The following is a 19901-nucleotide window of genomic DNA, read 5'->3' on the forward strand; positions in this document are numbered from 1 at the left end:
GTCCGGCCCTTTTTTTACCGGGATACGAGACGGCATGCCCAGCGTGCCGTGCCGTATCCCGATACCGAAAGGAATGAAATGCATACCTTGAACATCGATGTCGCCGTGATCGGCGCCGGCACCGCCGGCCTCGCAGCCTACCGCGCCGCCAAGGCTCGCGGCGCCAGCGCCGTGGTGATTGAAGGCGGTCCTTACGGCACCACTTGCGCCCGCGTCGGCTGCATGCCGTCCAAGCTGCTGATCGCCGCCGCCGAGGCCGCGCACGAACTGCGTCACAGCGCGCCTTTCGGCGTGCATGTGGATGGGGACGTGCGCATCGACGGCCGCGAGGTGATGGACCGCGTCAAGCGCGAGCGCGACCGTTTCGTCGGCTTCGTGCTCAAGGGGGTGGAAAGCATTCCGCCGCAAGACCGGCTGCGCGGCTACGCGCGCTTCATCGACAACACCACCTTGCAAGTGGACGAGCACACGCTGGTGCAGGCGCGCCGCGTGGTGATCGCCACGGGTTCCTCGCCCTTGATCCCGCCGCCGTTCCAGGTGTTCGGCGACAGATTGATCATCAACGACGATGTGTTCGATTGGGACACGCTGCCGGACAGCGTGGCGGTGTTCGGCCCCGGCGTTATCGGTCTGGAACTGGGGCAGGCGCTGTCCCGCCTGGGCGTCAAGGTGCGCGTGTTCGGCCGCGGCGGCGGCGTCGGCCCGCTGTCGGACCCCGCTGTGCGCGACTACGCCAGCCGGGCGCTAGGCCGGGAGTTCTATCTGGACCCGGACGCCAAGGTGCTGGAAATGGGCCTGGTCGACGACAAGGCGCAAATCCGCTACCTCAATCTGGACGGCGAAGAAGTCTGCGAGCGTTTCGATTACGTGTTGGCCGCGACCGGTCGAGCGCCCAATGTGCGCGGTCTGGCGCTGGAAAACGCCGGTCTGGCACTGGACGCGGGCGGCGTGCCCAAGTTCGATCCGCGGACGCTGCAGTGCGGGAATTCGCCGATTTTCATCGCCGGCGACGCCAACAACATCCTGCCGCTGCTGCACGAGGCCGCCGACGAAGGCAAGACCGCCGGCGACAATGCCGCGCAGTATCCGGCGGTACAGCCCGGCCTGCGCCGCTCCAGCATCGCCGTGGTGTTTTCCGATCCGCAGATGATGATGGTGGGCAGCCGCTTCGCCGATTTGCCGGCGGATGGCTTCGTGGCGGGCGCCGTCAGTTTTGAAGACCAGGGCCGCAGCCGGGTGATGGGCGTCAACCAGGGTCTGCTGCATGTATACGCCGAGCGCGGCAGCGGCCGCTTCCTGGGCGCGGAAATGATAGGTCCGCGCGCCGAGAACCTGGCTCACTTGCTGGCCTGGAGCCATCAGCAAGGCCTGACCGTTGCCCAGATGCTGGAGATGCCCTTCTATCACCCGGTGATAGAAGAAGGCTTGCGCACCGCGCTGCGCGACGCCGCCACCAAGCTGGCGCAAGACTGAGTCTTGCCGGCGGCATTCCCAAGCGGGATGTCGCCGTTTTTCCGCCCGTCCATGGTCCCCGCCATGGCGGGCTTTTTTGCGTCTGTCTAAGACCCGCTAACCAAACCCCTGATCCTGTGTTGCGCCTCCTTGTCGTACGGCTGGCGCTGCCTGCGTCGGCGCGCCTTGGCTCAGCTACGCTGCGCGGCTTGTTAGCGGCTCTAAGTGGAAGGCCATGAGGGAAATCCTCAACAACTCTAAATATTAATATATTAATTATTTAGATTTGTTGATTTTTTTGAAGTGATGTGACTGAGGTTTGTTGTGCGTTTTTTATTTGTGAATATTGAAATGAAATTGGTGTGCTTGTTGTTTTTTTAGGAAAAATCCTATTGTAGGCATTCTTACGAAAAAGCAAGATGACCTCGCCGCGAATCAATAAGCGGATGTCGCCGGAATGGGGCGGCTGTCTTGCAAGAAAACATCGTTTAATGCGAATGATTTGATTGCGAACTTTCATCTAATTGGAGGTTTAATCATGAAGAAGCAGAATATGATTTTGGTGGTGGCCACGGTTTTTGCCGGAGCCGCTCAATGGGCTTCGGCAAATAGCGCAGATTTGCTGATTACCGGCAAATTGGTGCCGCCCGCGTGCACGCCGGCTTTGAGCGGCGGCGCGGTGATTGATTATGGCAATATCCCGGTGTCCAACCTGAGCAATCGTGACGCGTACACGCTGGAAGATCGCAATGTCAGCCTGACGGTGACCTGCCAAGAGGATACCGCGCTGGGCATCCGCATCACCGATGCCCGCGCGGAGAGCAAGCCCTTGCTGGTTAGCGAAATCCCGAGGCCGACTAAGCCTTCCGGTAGCCATGCGGTCGCTAGCCTCAACGAGCAAACCATGGGTTTGGGGAACGATGCGGAGGCGGGAAAACTGGGCGTTTGGTGGCTGAGCATGGAGTTTGACAAGCTGAAGGCAACCAATAGCGCGAACGCGGAGGTGGGCGATACCAAACTATTGTACTCGTCTAATAATGGCTCGAGTTGGGGGGAGACGAATACCACTCCGCTTAACTCGCATTACGGCGGCGCCAATGTCACCACTTTCGCCATCAAAGGAAAAACGATCGATACCCCTGCGGTAGCCTCCGTACATGAGTTCCCCATGGTGGTGGGGGCGGCATTGAACACCAAGGGGCGCTTGAGTGTGAAGGATGACACCAAACTGGACGGCAAGGGTACTTTCACTATTTATTACCAGTGATTGGGTTACGCGAGTCGGCGCTGAATAAGTCTTGAGTCAGCGTGCTTGAATACGGGCCGGCGGCATGCTTGCCGGCCCGGTTGATACGGTTTGACGCGGTGAATCAACGCCGTCCTTGATGGAAAAGAGTTTCATATGATGCATGCGCTGAATGTGTTCGCCGTTGCGGTCCGCGGCGGCGCTATGGCCGGCGCCTTGGCGCTGGCCCTGCTGCCCGCGGCGGCCTGGTCCGCCGGCGTGGTGCCGGAAACCTCGCTGGTGGTGGTGGAGGAAGGCGACGGCGAGGGCGTGATCAACGTCAAGAATACCGACGCCCACGCCAGCCTGATGTATGTCCGGCTGGAAAACCTGCCCGAAGACCCGGAGCAGCTATTGCTGGCGACGCCGCCGATTTCCCGGGTGGAAGGCGGGGAGAAACAACTGGTCCGCTTTTTGTTGAAATCGCCGCAGCCGCTGCGGACCGAGCGGCTGATGCGGGCGTCCTTCGAGGGGATTCCCGCGGTGTCCGCCGATAAGGGGCATCGCATTCAGATGACTTTCAATCAGAACCTGCCGGTGTTGATCCGTCCCAAGGGCCTGCCGCGCGAGCGGGAGCCGTGGGTCAAGCTGCAGTGGGGCCTGACGGAAGACGGCCGGGTGGAGGTCAAAAACGACAGTCCTTACGTGGTGCGCCTGTCCACGCACAAGGTGGAGTTGCAGCCCGGACGGCAAGGGCTGGAGCTGCCCAAGGCCTATATCCTGCCCGGCGAGCGCTTGCAGCTGGCGTCGGCCGGCCAGACGCCCTTGGACGCCACTCACGTCAAGCTGTGGCCGGCGACCAGCTACGGCTATGCGGTGGACTCCTTTACCGCGACCTTGAACTGAGCGGCCTAGCCCGTGATGAAATATCGCCAAGCAATCGCCGCCGCGCTATGCGCATCCATGCCGGTGCTGGCGGCGAACGCGCCATTCGCGCTGACGGCCGAGGTGGTGCCGCCCAGCTGCACGCCCGGCTTTTCCCATAACGGCGTGGTCGATTACGGCCTCATCCCCTGGTCGGCCTTGAATCCAGGCGCGACGCTGCTGGGCGAGCGGGAGATCAGCTTGCATGTGCAGTGCGATCAGCCGGCGCTGGTGGGTTTGAGCATACGGGACAACCGCGGCGACAGCCGCGCCGGCATCGCCGCCATGGCCGGGCTTCAGACGACGGGGGCCGCATCGCCGTCGCTGCCGGCGGAGGCGGAGCAGACTCTGGGCCTGGGCCGGGACAGCCGCCAGCAAGCGCTGGGCTATTGGTGGCTGAGCCTGATCGAGGCTCATGCGGACGAGCGTCCGGCGACGCTGATGCGCAGCGCCGGCCGGCAGGAAGGCTGGTCGCAGGCCGGCGGCGAACCGCTAAACCTGCGTTACGGCTATGCCTTGGGCTCGCTGCAGCGTCAGGCGCTGCAGCCGGCCGGCACCCACGTGTTCAAGCTGCGCGTCGGCGCGGCGCTCAGGGGGCGGCAGGCGCTCAGCGCGCGCGAACCGGTGCGCTTGGACGGCCACGCCACTGTCACGGTCTTCTATCCCTGACGTCTCCATCCATCCAATCTTGGGTCCTGTTAGATGAAGTGTTCAATTGAATGGCTGCTCAGACCCATTCCGCTATTACTGTGGCTGGCCGGGGCGTTCCCGACGGCGTCGCTGGCGGAGACCGGGGCGCGCGACGCGCCCGGCGAGGGCGTGCAGTTTGACCTGGGCGTGTTGAAGGCGAGCGGCATCGATCCCGGCGTGGCGGAGTACTTCAGCCTGGGCGCGCGCTTTGCGCCGGGCAGGAATCGGGTGTCCTTATTCGTCAACGGCGCCGGTCGCGGCGGCGCCGAGGTGAGCATAGACGAGGGCGGCCGCCTGTGCGTCGACGACGGATTCTGGACGGCAGCCGGCTTGCTGCCCGCGGACGGCCAACCGCCGGCGGAGGCCGGCTGCCGGGAGTTGACGGCTTTTTATCCGCAGGCGGTGGTCAAGCTGCGGCCGGAGCTGGCGCGGGTGGACATCCTGGCGCCCAGCGGCGCCTTGCGGCGCGAGCAGGAGCCACTGGGCGGCTACGACAGCGGCGGCACGGCCGGCCTGTTCAATTACGAGGTGCTGGCCATGCGCCGCAGCGGAGGCGGGCGGAGCCAGCAGTATCTGCAAGGTTTCACGGAAATCGGCTTCAATTGGCGGGACTGGATGGTGCGCAGCCGGCAAAGCTTCGCGCGCAACGAGGCGAGCAATCGTTTCCAGTATCTGTATAGCTATGCGCAGAAGACCCTGGTGGACAGCAAGGCCATCCTGCAAGTGGGCGAGTTGTCGCTGAACAACCCCCTGTTTGCCGGCGTGAATTTCTCCGGCGCGCAGTGGCTGCCGCAAGGGGCCTTGCTGCAGCGCGGCAATCGGCCGCAGGTCAGGGGCATCGCCCAGAGCGAGGCCCGGGTGGAGGTGAGGCAGGCCGGCGCTTTGGTGTACAGCACGCTGGTGCCGCCCGGCGCTTTCGAATTGAACGATGTGCCCATCCTGTCGGCAGGCTTCGATCTGAATGTCACCGTCACCGAAAGCGATGGCGGCCAGCACGCCTTCACCGTGCCGGCGGCGGCGTTTTTCGCCAGCCCGGGCGGCGACGTCGAGGGCTTCAATATGGCGGCGGGCAAGATGCGTCAGTTTGGCGGCCAGGACGGCGACACGCCGTGGCTGTTTTCCGGCAGCCGCAGCTGGCGGCTGGGCCGGGAACTGGACCTCAGCCTGGGCGGCCTGTGGTCCGAACGCTTTCATTCCGTCGGCGGGGCCTTGTCTTATCTGTTGAGCCCCGGGCTTGTGGCCGGCATGCGCGCGGTGGCCTCCCGCGACGGCGAGGCGGGGCGGAGCGGCGCGCAATACAGCGCGTCCTTGAGCGCGAGCTGGGGCGAGCGCCTGTCCGGCGCGTTGAACCTGAGCCGGCAGAGCGCCCACTTCCGCACGCTGTCGGATTACGCGGCTCGTCAACAAGAGGCGCCGGCCGCGCTGACGCAGTACGGCCTGTCCCTGTCCTACCACCATGAACTCATGGGCGCGTTCAGCCTGAGCGCGACCCGCTCGCATCACGGCGGCGACGCCTCGCAGCGCTTGAACGGCGGCTGGTCGCGGCGGATGTGGGGCGCCAATGTCTCTTTGAACGTGGGCCGAGATTTGAGTCGGGGCGCGGGCGCGCATCGCAATCAGTTTTACTTGAACGTGGATCTGCCGCTGGAGCGCGCCAGCCTGAGCGCGTATCTGCAACGCTATGGCCAAAGCCAAACTTTGGGGAGCAGCTACCGCGAAGTTGTCAGCGACAGCTTGAATTACGGCGTGGCGGTGGATCGCGACGCGGACCGGAACAGCACCGGCTTCAACGGCAATCTGCACTGGATTCCGCGTTACGCCCAGCTGGGCCTGGGCATGAGCCAGCGCGGCGGCGCGCAGTCGTACAACGCCAGCCTGCGCGGCGGCGCGCTGCTGCATGAGGGCGGACTGACCTTCTCGCCCTATCCGCTGCGCGACAGCGTCGGGGTGCTGTCGGTGGGCGGCTTGCCCGGCGTGAAGTTCAGCACGCCCAGCGGCCCGGTGTGGAGCGATGGCGACGGCCATGCGGTATTGGCCAATCTGAACGCTTACGCCGATACCCGAGTGGAACTGCAGACGCCTAGCCTGCCGCGCAATGCGGACGTGGCGAACGGCTTGAAAGTGGTGCGCGCCGGGCATGGCTCGGTCAGCCGGGCGGAGTTCTCGGTGCTCAAGACCCAGCGCTTGCTGATCCAGATCGCGGCGGAGGACGGCGAGGCCTTGGCGTCCGGCCTGAGCGTGGTGGATGGGGAAGGGCGTTTCATCACGCTCACCGGGAGCGGGGGCGAGGTGTTTCTGGATCAGGCGACCGCGCGGAACGGGCTGTATGTGGAGTCTCCGCCAAGGCGGCGCTGTCGCTTGGACTATGTCTTGCCGGACGAAGACGTTTCCGCCTTGTACCAAACCGTCAGGGCGCGCTGCGCGCCGGGTTCGCTGCTTGAAGCGGACGCGTCGGAGCGCGGCGCCGGAGACCGAGGAGTTGAGGGATGAGCATGGGGAAATGGGTTTTGATGGCGCTGACGGCCTTGAGCGCCGGCGCGGCGGCCGAGGAAGGGCCGTGCGCGTTGAGCTTGAGCACGCCCAATCTGGACTATGGCGTGCTGCCCTTGGCCGCCTTGCGAGAGGGCTTCGGCCGGGGCGCGCCGGGGGGCGGCCTAGAGGCGCGTACCTTGAGTTTGCAGGCCGTTTGCGAAGAGCCCCGGGCTTTGGCCCTGCGTTTCAACGGCCCGGCGGCGGACGCGGCCTCGTTCCGCTTCGGGCCTCAGGGCGCGGCGCGCCTGATCTTGCGCGCGGCGACGCTGGATGGCCGCGACGCCTATTTCCGCGTGGAGGGGGAGAGCGGCGGCGAGCGCCTGCGCTCAGCCCCGCTACGCCCCGGCCAACTGGTGCGGGTGTATCCGGACAGCGGCGGCGGGACGGGGCGGGCCTTGCGCTTGGAGCTGGAAGTCCAGCCGCTCTTGCCGGCCGGCGCGGCGCATGCCCGCGAGCGGGAGCGCTGGCGGATGGACGGAGTGTTCGAACTGCAGGCCTCCGCCGCGGAATGAAGCGCCGGCCTCAGTCGCGCAGCGCGCGCAGCCAGTCCAGCCGCTGTCGCCAGATCACCGGCGCGGCGCTGAGCAGGTGCAGGGTGGCCAGGATGTTGAGCGCGGCGGTGGCCAGCAGCAGGATGGCGATGCTGTCGTAAAGCTTCAGCGCCAGCGCGCTGCCGATGGCGGCGGCCACCATGTAGAAGCCGTTGGCGATATTGTTGGCGGCCACGGCCTGAGAGCGGAAATCGTCTGGGCTGGCGGTTTGCAGCCAGGTGTACAGCGGCACGGTGAAGAAGCCGCCGAAGAAGCCCAGCAGCGCCACGTCGACCATATTGCGCCAGCTGCCGGCGCGGGCCAGGTAATCGGCGAGGCCGATCAGCTCGCCGCGGTAGTGCGGCAGCGCGGACAGCGCCAGATCGCCGCCGAACAGCGTCATGCCGACGCTGCCCACCAGCACCATGCCCAATTGCAGTTTGCCTTGCGACAGCTTGGCGCACACCACCGAACCCAGGCCGATGCCGATGGAGAACAAGGCCAGCAGCAGGGTGTAGACGGCGGCGTCCCCGCCCAGATGCAGGCGGGTGAAGGTGGGCAGCTGGGTGGTGTAGACCGCGCCCATCAGCCAGAACCAGGAAATGCCGAGGATGGCGCAGCGCACGTCGCGGAGGCGCCAGGCGTCGCGCATCAGCAGCACGGAGTCTTTGAGGAAGTTGAAGGACAGCTTCAGCTGCGGCGCGCCGGGCCGGGCTGGCGGCATCTCGCGGCTGGCGCCGTAACCCAGCATGGCGGTGGCCAGCAAGGTGGCGGTGATCAGCAGAGGGCCGCCGGTGGTCAGCATGCTGCCGCCGATCTGGCCGATCAGGATGGCGAGAAAAGTGCCCATCTCGATCAGGCCGTTGCCGCCCACCAGTTCTTGTTCTTTCAGATATTGCGGCAGCACCGAGTATTTGAGCGGGCCGAAAAAGGCGGAGTGGGCGCCCATCAGGAACAGCGCGGAAAGCAAGAGGCCGGCGGAGTGCAGGAAGAAGCCGGTTCCGGCCAGCAGCATGATGGCGATCTCGGCCAGCTTGATCCAGCGGGCGATGGCGGCCTTGTCGTAGCGCTCCGACAATTTGCCGGCGGTGGCGGAAAACAGGAAAAAGGGCAGGATGAACACGCCGGCGGCCAGATTGACCAGTTGTTCCGGCGGCAGCCCGGCCAGGCTGAGTCCGTGAAAGCTGATCAGCACCACGATGGCGGTTTTCAGCAGATTGTCGTTGAAGGCGCCCAGGAACTGGGTGCCGAACAGCGGGAAGAAGCGCCGGGTGGCGAAGAAGGAAAAGCCTGCTTTCACGGGGATGCCGATCTTGTGTCATGAGCCGGAAACGCATGCTAGCGGATTCGCGCCGGCCTGTCAGCCGAGTGGCGGCGGGTTTTCCGTATAATGCGGCGCATGAAGCTACGTCTGTGTTGTTGCCTATTGATCTGCCACGCGGCCTGGGCCGGCGAGCTGTCGTCGCGGCTGGACGCCGCCTTGGCCGAATCGCGGCCGGCGCGGTCTTTGGCGCTGACGCGGATTCAGTCGCTGGACGAGGGGCTGATCGCGCCGGCGTCGTTGCAGCCGGCCTGGTCCCGCTACAGCCTGCGCGCCTTGCGGCAGCTGGAGGCGCACGAGCGTCGCTGCGAGGGGGATCTGTCTGCCCTGCCGGCGCTGTGGCGGGATTTCGAACGTCGGCGCTGCGCGGACGGACGTCTGCCAGACGACTGGCTGCGCCTGCATCCGGTTCATCCCTTGGGCGGCAGCAGCGCCGCGCACTGGCGGCAGGGCCGGCCGCGGGCGGCGGTGGCGGACTGGCTGCATGTGCGCGAACGCGACGACGATCTGGGGCTGTTGGGCGGGCTGTCGGACGACAATCTGGACGCCTTGCTGGCCGGCGCGCGTTGGCTGTGGCAGGACGGCGCGCTGTGGCGGCTGCGGGACGGCCAATGGCGGCTGTACCCGGCCGCCGCCTGGCGGGAACGGGCGGAAGCGGCCGGGGTCAGGGTGTCCGCGGCCGGCGCGGGCGCCTGCGCGGAGCGCCAGGACGGACTGTGCTTGAACCCGACGCCGGCGCCGGCCTGGCCCTGGCGGGCTTTACTGGCGGGCCTCGCCGGGCTGGCGCTGGCCGCCGGCGGCTGGCTGGCCTGGCAGCGGCGGCGCCTGGAACGGGAGCGGCGTTTCGCCTTGCAGATGCTCACTCATGAATTGCGCACCCCCATCGCCGGCCTGGCCGGCGTGGTGGAGGGGCTGCGCCGGGATTTCGACCGCCTGCCGGATTCCGCTCAAGATCAGTTCGGACATTTGGCCGGCGGCGTCAGCCGCCTGCGTCAGTTGGCCGAAGCCAGTCGCCATTACTTGTCCGCCGAACGCCTGGACGAAGGGCGGCAAGCGGTGCGGCTGGCGGAATGGCTGGACGCGATCACGGAGCGGCATCAGGCCGCGTTTTGTCTGAATGAGGACGCGACTGTGCTGTTGCCGGCCTATTGGCTGGGCTTGTGCCTGGACAATTTGCTGGCCAACGCGCGCCGGCATGGCCGGCCGCCCTGGCGCGTGCTGGCGGATTGGGACGGCCGCACTTTGACGCTGACGGTGTGTGACGGCGGCCGCCTGAGGGATTATCGGCTGCGCCGACTGGCGCGGCGCGACGGCGGCGGCGAGGGCATGGGGCTGGGCCTGGCCATCGTCCGGCGGGTGCTGAAGCGGCTGGGCGGCCGGTTGAGCCTGTCCGGGCCGCCCACGCGCTTTAGCTTGCAACTGCCCGTCAAGCGGGCGCCGCGACAGGATTCCCCGCGATGAACACTTTGCTCTTGATTGAAGACGACGCAACGCTGGGCGACGGCCTGAGCCGCTTTCTGGAGGATGCGGGTTATCGCTGCCTGTGGCTGCGGCGGGCGGAGGACGCGGCCGCGCAGTGGCTGCGCGCCGATCTGGTCATCCTGGACCGCAGCCTGCCGGACGGCGACAGCCTGCGGCATTTGCCCGGCTGGCTGGCGCAGAAAGCCTTGCCGGTGATTGTGCTGACGGCGCGGGTAGAGGTGGGCGACCGGGTGGCCGGGCTGGAGGCGGGCGCGCGCGACTATCTGAGCAAGCCTTTCGCCCATGCCGAGTTGCTGGCGCGGATTCGCGCCCAGTTGCGGCCTTTGGGCGACGGCAGCCTGAGCCTGGGGGCCTTGAGCCTGCAGCCGGCCAGGCAATCGGCGAACTGGCAAGGACGGGAGGTGGCGTTGACGCGCACCGAGTTCGAACTGCTGGCGTTGTTGGCGCGCATGGCCGGACGAGTGATGAGCCGCGACGAATTGCTGAATCAGGTCTGGGGCTACGACAGCTTTCCGTCCACGCGCACCGTGGACACTCACATCCTGCAACTGCGGCAGAAGCTGCCCGGCATCGCCATCGAAACCGTGCGCGGCGTCGGCTACCGTTTGGAGAAGAACTGATGCTGCGCGCATGGTGTTTGTGGCTGGCGCTGGCCGCGCCGGCCGTCGCGGATCCGCTGGCGGCCTTGAACCGCGCCTTGCTGGGCGCGGACGACGCGGCCGCCTGGCAGGCGCTGTCCGAAAGCTGGCCGGCCTTGCGCAGCCAGGCGCAGCGGCAAGCCTGGGCGCAGGCCTTGGCGGCGCTGAGCGCCGAGCACTGCGGCAAGGATGCGCCGCTAACGCTGCCGGCCTGGCTGCCGCAGCTGACGCTGGAGCTGGCGCAGCGCGACATGCCGCTGGCGCGCGCCTACCGGGTGGTGCTGAGCGGCCGCGGCGCGCTGGAGGACGCCCGGCTATTGGACGTTCAGGGGCATGATCTGCTGCGCGGCGGCTTGCTGGAGCGGGAAGACGGCCAAGGCTTCCGCCTGGAAAGCGCGGACCTGAGCCGGCCGCTGGCGGCGGGCGCTTACCGCTTGCAGCTCAGCGCCGCCGGCCGGCAATGGCAGGCCGAACTGGCCTTGCCTGAGGTGGCCAATCTGGATTGGCTGTCGCGCAGCCCGCTGGCGGTGTCGCGCTTGCCGCCGCCGCGCGCGGCCTGCGCCCAGCCCTGGCTGGAGCAATCGCTGTTGCGTCGCAGCGACTACGGCTTTGTCTGGTGGCGGCGGCGCGAGCTGGGCGAGGCGCTGCGCTGGCCGCCCGGCCGGGGCGAGTTATGGCAGAGCGTGGCCCTGGTGCGCGCGGAGGCGCGCGGCCAATTGGTGTTGAGGCTGGCGCACCGTCAGGTGGGGCCGCGCTGAAATCCTGACATTGGCCTGACAATCGGGGCGGCCTTTGCCTTTTTAATCTCTCCGTCTTGATTCCCATACGGAGAGTGCCCGCAATGCCGATATCCCCTCATTCCCTTGTTTTTGCGCTGGCGGCGATGTGTCTGCCCCTGAGCGCCTGGGCGCAGATCCGGCTGGAGAACGCGCAATGGAGGGTGGCGCTGGACCCGGCCACCCTGGCGGTGACCGCGACGCCGGCCGGACAGCCGCCGCTGACGGTGTCGAGCGGCGGCCCGGCGCGCGCGGTGGCGGATCTGAACGCGGACGCGGCCGGCGCCGCCTGGTCCTGGGAGCGCGGCCGTTATCGCTTGAGCGCGCGCCTGGACGGGCCGGACCTGACGCTGACGGTTCAGGCCGGAGCCGGCGCCGTGGAGACCGTGCCGCTGCTGCGGCAGCCGGCGGCGGCGATGGGGCGCGGCTTGCTGCTGCCCTTGGCCGAGGGCAGTTATGCGCCGGCCGGCGACCCGCTGTGGCTGGATTTCCTGCCGCGCTTCGCCGGCGACGGGCTAAACACCTCGGAAAACCTCAGCCTGCCCTTGTGGGGCATGGACTACGGCGCGAGCAGCCTGCATTGGCTGTTGCTCAATCCCTTCAACAACCGTTTGAAGGTAAGCCGGGACGGCGCCGGCCTGGGGCTGGCGCTCAGCCATGATTTCAACGCCTTGAACCGGCGGGAGCCGATGACCTTGCTCTTGCATCTGGCGGACGGGGACCTCTTGGCCGGGGCCAAGCGTTATCGGCAATGGCTGATCGGGGCGGGGCGTTTCGAAAGCCTGGCCGACAAGATGCGCGCGCAGTCGGAAACCGCCAAGCTGGTGGGCGCCAGCCATGTCTATCTATGGGGCAACGATTTGCTGGGCGCGGAGGATGTGCGCGACTGGGGACGCTGGCTGAGTCTGTTGCGCGGCGACAGCGCGCTGGCGCGGCGGCTGAGAGGGCGCTTCGACGCCGAAGCCGCCGCGGCGCTGCGGACGGCCTCGGCCCGGCCCGACGCCTACCAGCGCCGGGTGCTGTTGGCGGCCTTCAATCAGGCGGCCACGGCGGAGGCGCGCGCCGGCTGGCTGAGCGCCGCGCCGGCGTGGAACAAGCTGGCCGAGCCTTACCGCCGCCTGCGGCGCGAGGTGAGGGAAGTGTTCGGCGCGGCCTTGGGCGAGCCTGACGATTGGGGCGGCGGCTTGTCGCTCCGCACGCTGCGGGCCTTGCGCGCGGCCGGCCTGGAGCGCCTGTGGCTGGGCATGGACAATTGGGAGGGCGGCTTGTGGCAGCCGCAAGCGATGAAGGCGGGCGTGCGCGCCGGCTATCTGATGGCGGCCTACGATTCCTATGAAACCGCCTTGCCGCCGGGGCAGCGCGAGGATTGGCTGACGGCGCAGCAGGGCGCCGCCGCGTACCGGAACTGCGGCATTACCTTGGCCAGCGGCCGGCGCAAGAGCGGCTTCCAGCAGTCCGGCTATTACACCAACCCGGATTGCGTGCGGCCGGTCTTGCGTCAGCGCAGCCAGGCGCTGCATCAGGCGCTGGGTTTCAACAGCTGGTTTCTGGACGCCTACGCCACCGGCATGGTGTTCGACGATCACAGCCCCGGCCGGCGGACCAGCCAGGCCGGCGTGGCGGCCGGCAATGAACGCAGCATGGCCTGGGTGCGGGACCGCTTCGGCGTGCCGGTGGGTTCGGAAAACGGCAACGCCGCCACCTCGCGCGGCATCGCCTTCGCGCACGGCATGCAGGTGCCGGTGCTGGGCTGGGGCGATCCCGATCTGCAGAAAAATCCCAAATCGCCGTATTTCCTGGGCCGCTGGTTTCCGGCGAATCAGCCTGAGGTGTTTTTTCGCGCCGTACCCCTGAAACAGCCGTATCTGAATATTTACTACCAGCCGGGCTACCGCTTGCCGCTTTACCAGGCGGCGTTCCACGACTCCATCGTCACCAGCAATCACTGGCTGTACGACAACCTGAAGTTCAGCAACGCCTATGCCGACAATCTGCTGACGCAATGGCTGTACAACACGCCGCCGCTCTGGCACCTGAGCGCGGAGAGCCTGGAGAAGCGGCTGCCGCTGATGCGCTGCGCCGATCAGGTGTTCCGGCCGCTGCACCGGCAACTGGCGACTCAGGCCATGACTGGTTTTGCCTGGCTGACGCCGGACCGCTTGTCGCAACAGACCCGCTTTGCGGACGGCAGCCGCTTGACGGTGAATTTCAGCGCCGAGCCGCGGCAGCTGGAAGGACGCGAACTGGCCGGCCGGACGATGCGGGTGCAACTGTCCGGGCAGCCGGAGCGCACGGTTTCCTTAAAGGATTGCGAGCCGGCTCCGGCCTGATGGACCGCTGTTTGGCCCGGTGTTCCGTAGGCATGAGTTAAATGCATTGATTTAATCGTCTATCTGATTTTTACACATGTCATAAAAATATCGTGCCACACAGCGCATTGGCAAAATGACAACGCGCCGCTGTAAACGCCACAGCGGCGGCCTGCGCGCCGCCATCGGGCGTAAGCCTTTGCCGGCGGCCTTTCCGGCCGATGGCGGCGCGGCGGTTTTCATCCAGGACGCCGCCGTGGGCGGAAAGACGGTATGTGACGATTCATGATGTCGATTGACCGTCTGTAATAAATGCTCCAAGCATCGTGTCAGGCCATATGACAAATAGTCTGCGGCTGGATGATCTGCCGAAAGCGTGTCTAGAGAAGCGCGCTAAGCAGGTTAGACACATGACTGGAGAAATCATGAGAACTAGCAAGAAGAAGTTGGTGCTGGCCCTGGCCCTGGCAGGCCTGGGCGGCCAAGCCGGCAGCGTTTGGGCGGCGGAATCGAGCAGCGGCACCCTGGACCGGGTGGAAATCACCGGGTCTAACATCAAGCGCAGCATCAAGCAGGAAAAAGCGCTGCCGGTGACGGTGGTTCGCACCGAGGAAATGAGCAAGCAGGGCTTCACCACGGTGGAGCAGGTGGTGAATTCGCTGGCCAGCAACCAGTCCAGCATGGTGGGCGCTTCGTCGGTGCAGACGGTGTCGGGCGGCGCCTCCTACGCCAGCCTGCGCGGCCTGGGCTCGCAGTACACGCTGGTGCTGCTGGACGGCCGCCGCGTCGCCAGCCAGGCGATTGGCGGCTACGCCACGGATTTGAACGCCATCCCGCTGTCGGCGATTGAGCGCATCGAGGTGCTGCGCGACGGCGCCTCCGCCATCTACGGCACCGACGCCATCGGCGGCGTGATCAACTTCATCACCAAGAAAAGCTATCAGGGCGTGACGGTGGCGGGCGAGCTGGTGTCCACCGACCACAAGGGCGGCAATACCGGCAGCGCCAGCATCACCGCCGGCATCGGCGATCTGAACAAGGACGGCTACAACGTTTACGGCTCCCTGAGTTATCAGAAGCTGGACGCCATCACCACGCTGAACCGTTCCTTCGCCAACAAATACCTGACCGCGGACAATCTGAGCGGCCGGGTCTTCCCGTCCAACTTCACCTACAAGGGCAACGCCTACAACCCGACGGCGCCGAATTGCAAACCGCCGTACGCCAAGCCGATAGACGCCAACTCCTGTGGCGAGAACGCCACCCTCTACATGGACTTGACGCCGGAGGTGGAGCAACTGACCGCCTTCGCCAAGGGCACCAAGCAGATTGGGGAACATACCCTGTCGCTGCAGTACATGGGGGCGCGCAACCTGAGCACCACGCGCATCTCGCCGGCGCCGCTGGCCAAGATCGCCACCCTGAAGGCGGGCGACAAGTATTATCCGACCCATTTGCCGGACGGCACGCCCACCGACGGCAGCGATGTGGTGATCAACTCGCGCGCGGTGCCGCTGGGGCCGCGCGTGACCGAGAGCCTGTCCACCACGCAGCGGCTGGCTTTCAACGCCGAAGGCTTGCTGGCGGGCTGGGATTACCGCGGCGGGGTGGCCTACTCCGAGAACAAGACCATCATCAATTACAAGTCCGGCTATGTGCACGGCGACAAGGTCGCCGCCGCCTTCCAGGACGGCACCATCAACCCCTTCGGCGATTCCGCGCCGGGCGCCTGGCAGAGCACCGAGCTGAAGGGCGACGGCTGGATCGCCAAATATCAGACGGTGATGGCGGACTTCAAGGTCAGCAAGGAGGTGTTTCAGTTGCCGGCCGGCATGGTGGCGACGGCTTTCGGCGTGGAAACCCGGCGGGAGAAACTGGACAGCCAGATCCAGGACATCGCCCAGTTCGCGCTGGGCTCCGGCATCGCCGATTCCAAGTCCACCAGCGGCAGCCGCGGCGTGACCGCGGCCTATGTCGAAGCGGATATCCCCATCTTCAAGAACTTCGACGCCCAGCTGGCGGCGCGTTACGACCGCTACACCGACTTCGGCAGCTCCTTCAACCCCAAGATCGCCGTCAAGTATCAGCCTATCCCCCAGGTCTTGTTCCGCTCCTCGGCCAGCAAGGGCTTCCGCGCGCCGACGCTGTACGACGTGTTCACGCCCAACAGCAAGACCTACACCGCCAACAAGTTCAACGACCCCTTGCGCTGCCCGGGCGGCACGCCGGCCAACGGCGGCAACAAGGTGGACGATTGCAACACCCAGTTCGAAGCCTTGCAGGGCGGCAACAACAATTTGTCGCCGGAGAAGGCCAGCTCGCTGACCTTCGGCATCGTGATCGAGCCGATCAAGGAAATCACCGCCAGCGCGGACTTCTGGTGGACCACGGTGAAGGACACCATCGGCGCGCTGGATCCGGGTGTGATTTTCGCCGATCCGGGCAAGTACGCGGACAAGTTCGTGCGCAACCCCGATGGTTCGCTCAACCATGTCATCACCACCACCCAGAACCTGGGCACTCTGAGCGCGGCCGGCGTGGACATCAGTCTGGCTTTCCGTCTGCCCAAGATGGCTTGGGGCAATTTCGGCGTCAATCTGGACGGCACCTACACCTCCAAGTACCAGCAGCAGATGGAGCCCAAGGGCCCTTATCTGAGTTCGCTGGGCGGTTGGTATCAGAATATTCTGCAGCCGACCTTGCGCTGGAAGCACAGCCTGGCGTTCAACTGGGCCCGGGGGCCGTGGAGCGGGGTATTGGTGCAGAACTACTCGTCCGGCTACACCGACCTGAATCCCAACGATGAAGGCCATAATGTGCGCCCGTACTCCAACTGGAACCTGTCCGGCAGCTATGTATGGGACAAGAAGCTGACCATTACCGCCGGCATCCGCAATCTGTTCGACCAGGAGCCGCCGTTCAGCAACCAGACCAAGACCTTCCAGTACGGCTTTGACCCGGTGGTGGCGGATCCGGTGGGGCGCGCCTACTTCCTGAAAGCCAGCTACAAGCTCTAAGCCTCGCCAAGGCGGTTTGATCTAGCCCCGTCGCGCCGTTTGGCGCGGCGGGGTTTTATGTTTTTGGAATGAATTTGGCTGGTGGCGTGTAGCTAAGTTGGCGTGGTTTAGATTGGATATGAATGTTTTTTTACATGCCTGCCATTAAAAAAACGAATGCATAAGTTTTTGCAAAATTAGTCTAACCTGAAATTCTTGTACGAATTTGTCGTAAAAATGCAAAAAAGCAACAATGGCAAGTTGTTCTCATCATGGAAAATGACATGGAATTAGCGGCTTTCTGTAAAAGCTGCTGGCAAAAATCAGGGGCATAGTCTATTGATTTTCAAGCGCTAACATGATTTTTGCGCATTTCTCCGTCAAAAGGCGCATTTAAACGGGGCGCCGGACGAGCAGGATCGCCCCTCAACAAATATTGACGGAGGGCAACAATCCTTAACACACTCGAAACACGGTCATGACGTTCGATTGTCGACGACCTGCAGTATCCAGCAAACGTTCGTCAGAAGCGCTGCTGGTTTCCGTGTGCAGTTAAGGAGAAATCAAGTTGAGAAGTCAAAAGAAGCAGCTAGTGCTTGCCCTGGCCATGGCCGGCATGGCGAGCCATGCGCCGTTCGCATTCGCCGCTGAGGCGAACTCCGGTCAACTGGACCGGGTGGAGATCACCGGTTCCAACATCAAGCGCAGCATCAAGCAGGAAAAGGCGCTGCCCGTCACCATTCTCAAAACCGAAGACCTGGCCAAGCAGGGTCTGACCACGGTGGAGCAGGTGGTCAACAGCATCGCCGCCAACCAGTCGTCGCAAGGGGCGGCAGCTGCAGTGGGCGCCTCCACAGGTGGCGCTGCGTTTGCCAGCTTGCGCGGCCTGGGCAATCAATACACGCTGGTGTTGCTGGACGGCCGTCGCATGGCCAATCAGGCGATTGACGGCACCTCCGCCGACCTGAACGCCATCCCCTTGTCCGTGATTGACCGCGTGGAGGTGTTGCTGGACGGCGCCTCCGCCATCTACGGCACCGACGCCATCGGCGGCGTGATGAACTTCATCACCAAGAAGAGCTTGAAGGGCTTCAGCATTGGAGGCAGTTTTTCCAATCCGCAGCATGGCGGCGGCGATGATAAAAACATCAATGTTTCCTATGGCTATGGCGATTTGGGCAACGACGGTTTCAATATTTACGGCGCCATCGATTACCAGAAGAAAGACCCGGTGATGGCATCTCAGCGCGGCTTTGCTTCGTTGATCAATAAAGATACCGGTTCAAGTCCCAATGCCTGGCCTGGCAACTATGTGGATGGGGTTACTGGGGACTTAATGACTCCATCCACACCGAATTGCCGGCCGCCGTTCTCCACGTTCAATGGCGAAAACTGCCAGGAATATTACTCGCTGTACCCCAGCATTATTCCGGAGGTAGAGCAGGTGTCCGGCGTGATCAAGGCCACTAAACGCATTGGCGACAATCACGAGTTGTCGCTGCAATACACCCGTACCGAAACCACCACCACCTCCCAAAACGCGCCGTTGCCGACCGGGGGCGACATCACCCGCGCCAATGCGGTGGACCCGAGCAAGCGTGACCAGTTGTATGTGCGCACCATTCCGTTGGGTAATCGCGTGACTGAAGCCAATTCAGTCACCCAGCGCCTGATGCTGAATATGGAGGGCTTGATTGCAGGTTGGGATTACCGCGCCGGCATCGGTCGTTCGGAAAACTTGGTCAAGGAAAACCTGAACTCCGGCTATGTCAGCAAGAGTAAGATGCAGTCCGCGGTCGACAGCGGCGCTTTGGATCCGTTCGATTTGTCCGGCAACAATCTGGCGGCTTGGCGTTCGGTCAGCATGACCGGCCAAACCAAGGAAGCCAAGTCCACCATTGACATGGCCGACATCAAGGCCAGCCGCGAAGTGTTGCAACTGCCGGCCGGCATGATGGCCATCGCTTTTGGCGCGGAAGTACGCCGCGAGTCCTTGAGCACGGTCTACAACAAAGCGGTGACCCGCGACGCGCTGAGCACCGGTCAGAACAAGACGGAGGACGCCGCCGGCAGCCGTAATTCCTACTCGTTGTACGGTGAGGCGGATATTCCTGTTCTGAAGAACCTGGACGCGCAATTGGCCGCGCGGTACGACCACTACAGCGATTCCGGCAGCTCCTTCAATCCCAAGGTGGCGATGAAGTACCAGCCGTTGCCGCAGCTGATGTTCCGCTCCTCCGCCAGCACCGGTTTCCGCGCGCCGTCTCTGTACAATATGCACAAGCCTAACCAGTTGCAGCTGACAGGCCGCGCCTATGTAGATTACGGTGCTTGTCCCAATGGCAAAACCCCGGTGCCGGGCGCGAACGCCTTGGCATGCCAGAGCATTCAGCGCGATATCCGTTACGGCGGTAACAAGAATCTGGAGCCGGAGAAGTCGTCCTCCTTGTCCTTTGGCATCGTAATCGAGCCGGTGAAGAGCTTTACCGCCAGTGCCGACTTCTGGTGGACCATGATCAAGAATCAGATCAATGTCATCCCGGAAGACACCATCTTCGCCAACCCATCCAAATATTCGGATCGTTTCATCCGCGATAGCAACGGCAATCTGTCTTATTTGGTCGATGACTATTCCAACCTGGGCAACCTCAGTGCCGCCGGGGTGGATATCAAGATGAACTGGCTGCTGCCCAGAACCGCGATTGGCACTTTCAATGCTTCTCTGGATGGCACCTATCTGTCCAAGTACTCCTACCAGAAAGAGAAAGAAGGCCCGTACTTCAGCAACTTGGGGTCTTACATTGATGCGAATGGCCCTGCTTTCCGCTGGCAGCACACTCTGTCGATGAACTGGTCGCTGGGTGCTTGGAGCGGGGTGCTGGCGCAGAATTACCGTTCGGGCTACACCGACAGCAACTCGAAGAAAGGTCAGAACAATACTGTGCGGCCTTACTCCACGTGGAATCTGTCTGGATCCTACGCCTGGAACAAGCAACTGACCGTGACCGCCGGCATCAAGAACCTGT

General features: G+C 64.4%; 13 protein-coding genes. 12 read left to right on the plus strand and 1 reads right to left on the minus strand.

Features of this window, described 5'->3' with window-relative positions; genetic code table 11:
* Nucleotides 1–78: 78 nt before the first annotated feature.
* From ACODRW_RS22830 to ACODRW_RS22855, 6 genes are all read left to right on the plus strand, one after another.
* Entirely contained in the window at nt 79–1473 is a 1395-nt protein-coding gene (locus ACODRW_RS22830) for a dihydrolipoyl dehydrogenase (RefSeq protein WP_488906746.1), read from the plus strand.
* A gap of 517 nt (nt 1474–1990) precedes the next feature.
* Entirely contained in the window at nt 1991–2719 is a 729-nt protein-coding gene (locus tag ACODRW_RS22835) for a DUF1120 domain-containing protein (RefSeq protein ID WP_488906747.1), read from the plus strand.
* 135 nt (nt 2720–2854) lie between these two features.
* Nucleotides 2855–3583, plus strand: coding sequence for a fimbria/pilus chaperone family protein (locus ACODRW_RS22840; protein ID WP_488878079.1), 729 nt, complete (start codon nt 2855–2857; stop codon nt 3581–3583).
* Nucleotides 3584–3598: 15 nt separating this feature from the next.
* Nucleotides 3599–4270 (plus strand): DUF1120 domain-containing protein, encoded by a 672-nt coding sequence (locus ACODRW_RS22845; RefSeq protein ID WP_488906748.1) that lies wholly within the window; start codon nt 3599–3601, stop codon nt 4268–4270.
* Nucleotides 4271–4303: 33 nt separating this feature from the next.
* Nucleotides 4304–6781, plus strand: a complete 2478-nt coding sequence (locus ACODRW_RS22850; protein ID WP_488906749.1) for a fimbria/pilus outer membrane usher protein — start codon at nt 4304–4306, stop codon at nt 6779–6781.
* Nucleotides 6778–7335, plus strand: a complete 558-nt coding sequence (locus ACODRW_RS22855) for a DUF1120 domain-containing protein (RefSeq protein ID WP_107799447.1) — start codon at nt 6778–6780, stop codon at nt 7333–7335. Before ACODRW_RS22850 ends, ACODRW_RS22855 begins: the two co-directional genes overlap by 4 nt.
* A gap of 10 nt (nt 7336–7345) precedes the next feature.
* On the opposite strand, the gene ACODRW_RS22860 is transcribed toward ACODRW_RS22855, so the two are convergent.
* Nucleotides 7346–8653, minus strand: a complete 1308-nt coding sequence (locus tag ACODRW_RS22860; protein WP_235089064.1) for an MFS transporter — start codon at nt 8651–8653, stop codon at nt 7346–7348.
* Between the two features lie 99 nt (nt 8654–8752).
* On the opposite strand from ACODRW_RS22860, the gene ACODRW_RS22865 reads away from it, so the two are divergent.
* The 6 genes from ACODRW_RS22865 to ACODRW_RS22890 form a co-directional block, all read left to right on the plus strand.
* Nucleotides 8753–10135 (plus strand): ATP-binding protein, encoded by a 1383-nt coding sequence (locus ACODRW_RS22865; protein ID WP_488906750.1) that lies wholly within the window; start codon nt 8753–8755, stop codon nt 10133–10135.
* Nucleotides 10132–10776, plus strand: a complete 645-nt coding sequence (locus ACODRW_RS22870; protein WP_107799444.1) for a response regulator transcription factor — start codon at nt 10132–10134, stop codon at nt 10774–10776. The genes ACODRW_RS22865 and ACODRW_RS22870 overlap by 4 nt, the downstream gene beginning before the upstream one ends.
* On the plus strand, nt 10776–11552 hold the full coding sequence (locus tag ACODRW_RS22875; RefSeq protein ID WP_488906751.1) for a DUF2861 family protein: 777 nt from the start codon (nt 10776–10778) through the stop codon (nt 11550–11552). The genes ACODRW_RS22870 and ACODRW_RS22875 overlap by 1 nt, the downstream gene beginning before the upstream one ends.
* Nucleotides 11553–11635: 83 nt before the next feature.
* The gene (locus ACODRW_RS22880) at nt 11636–13900 is read left to right on the plus strand and encodes a glycoside hydrolase (RefSeq protein WP_488906752.1); all 2265 of its coding nucleotides are present in this window, start codon (nt 11636–11638) and stop codon (nt 13898–13900) included.
* 404 nt (nt 13901–14304) lie between these two features.
* Nucleotides 14305–16896, plus strand: a complete 2592-nt coding sequence (locus ACODRW_RS22885; RefSeq protein ID WP_488906753.1) for a TonB-dependent receptor — start codon at nt 14305–14307, stop codon at nt 16894–16896.
* A 571-nt stretch (nt 16897–17467) separates the two neighbouring features.
* A partial coding sequence (locus tag ACODRW_RS22890) for a TonB-dependent receptor plug domain-containing protein (RefSeq protein ID WP_488906754.1) occupies nt 17468–19901 on the plus strand: 2434 nt, incomplete at its 3' end.

The organism is Chromobacterium sp. FG89 (assembly GCF_057808735.1).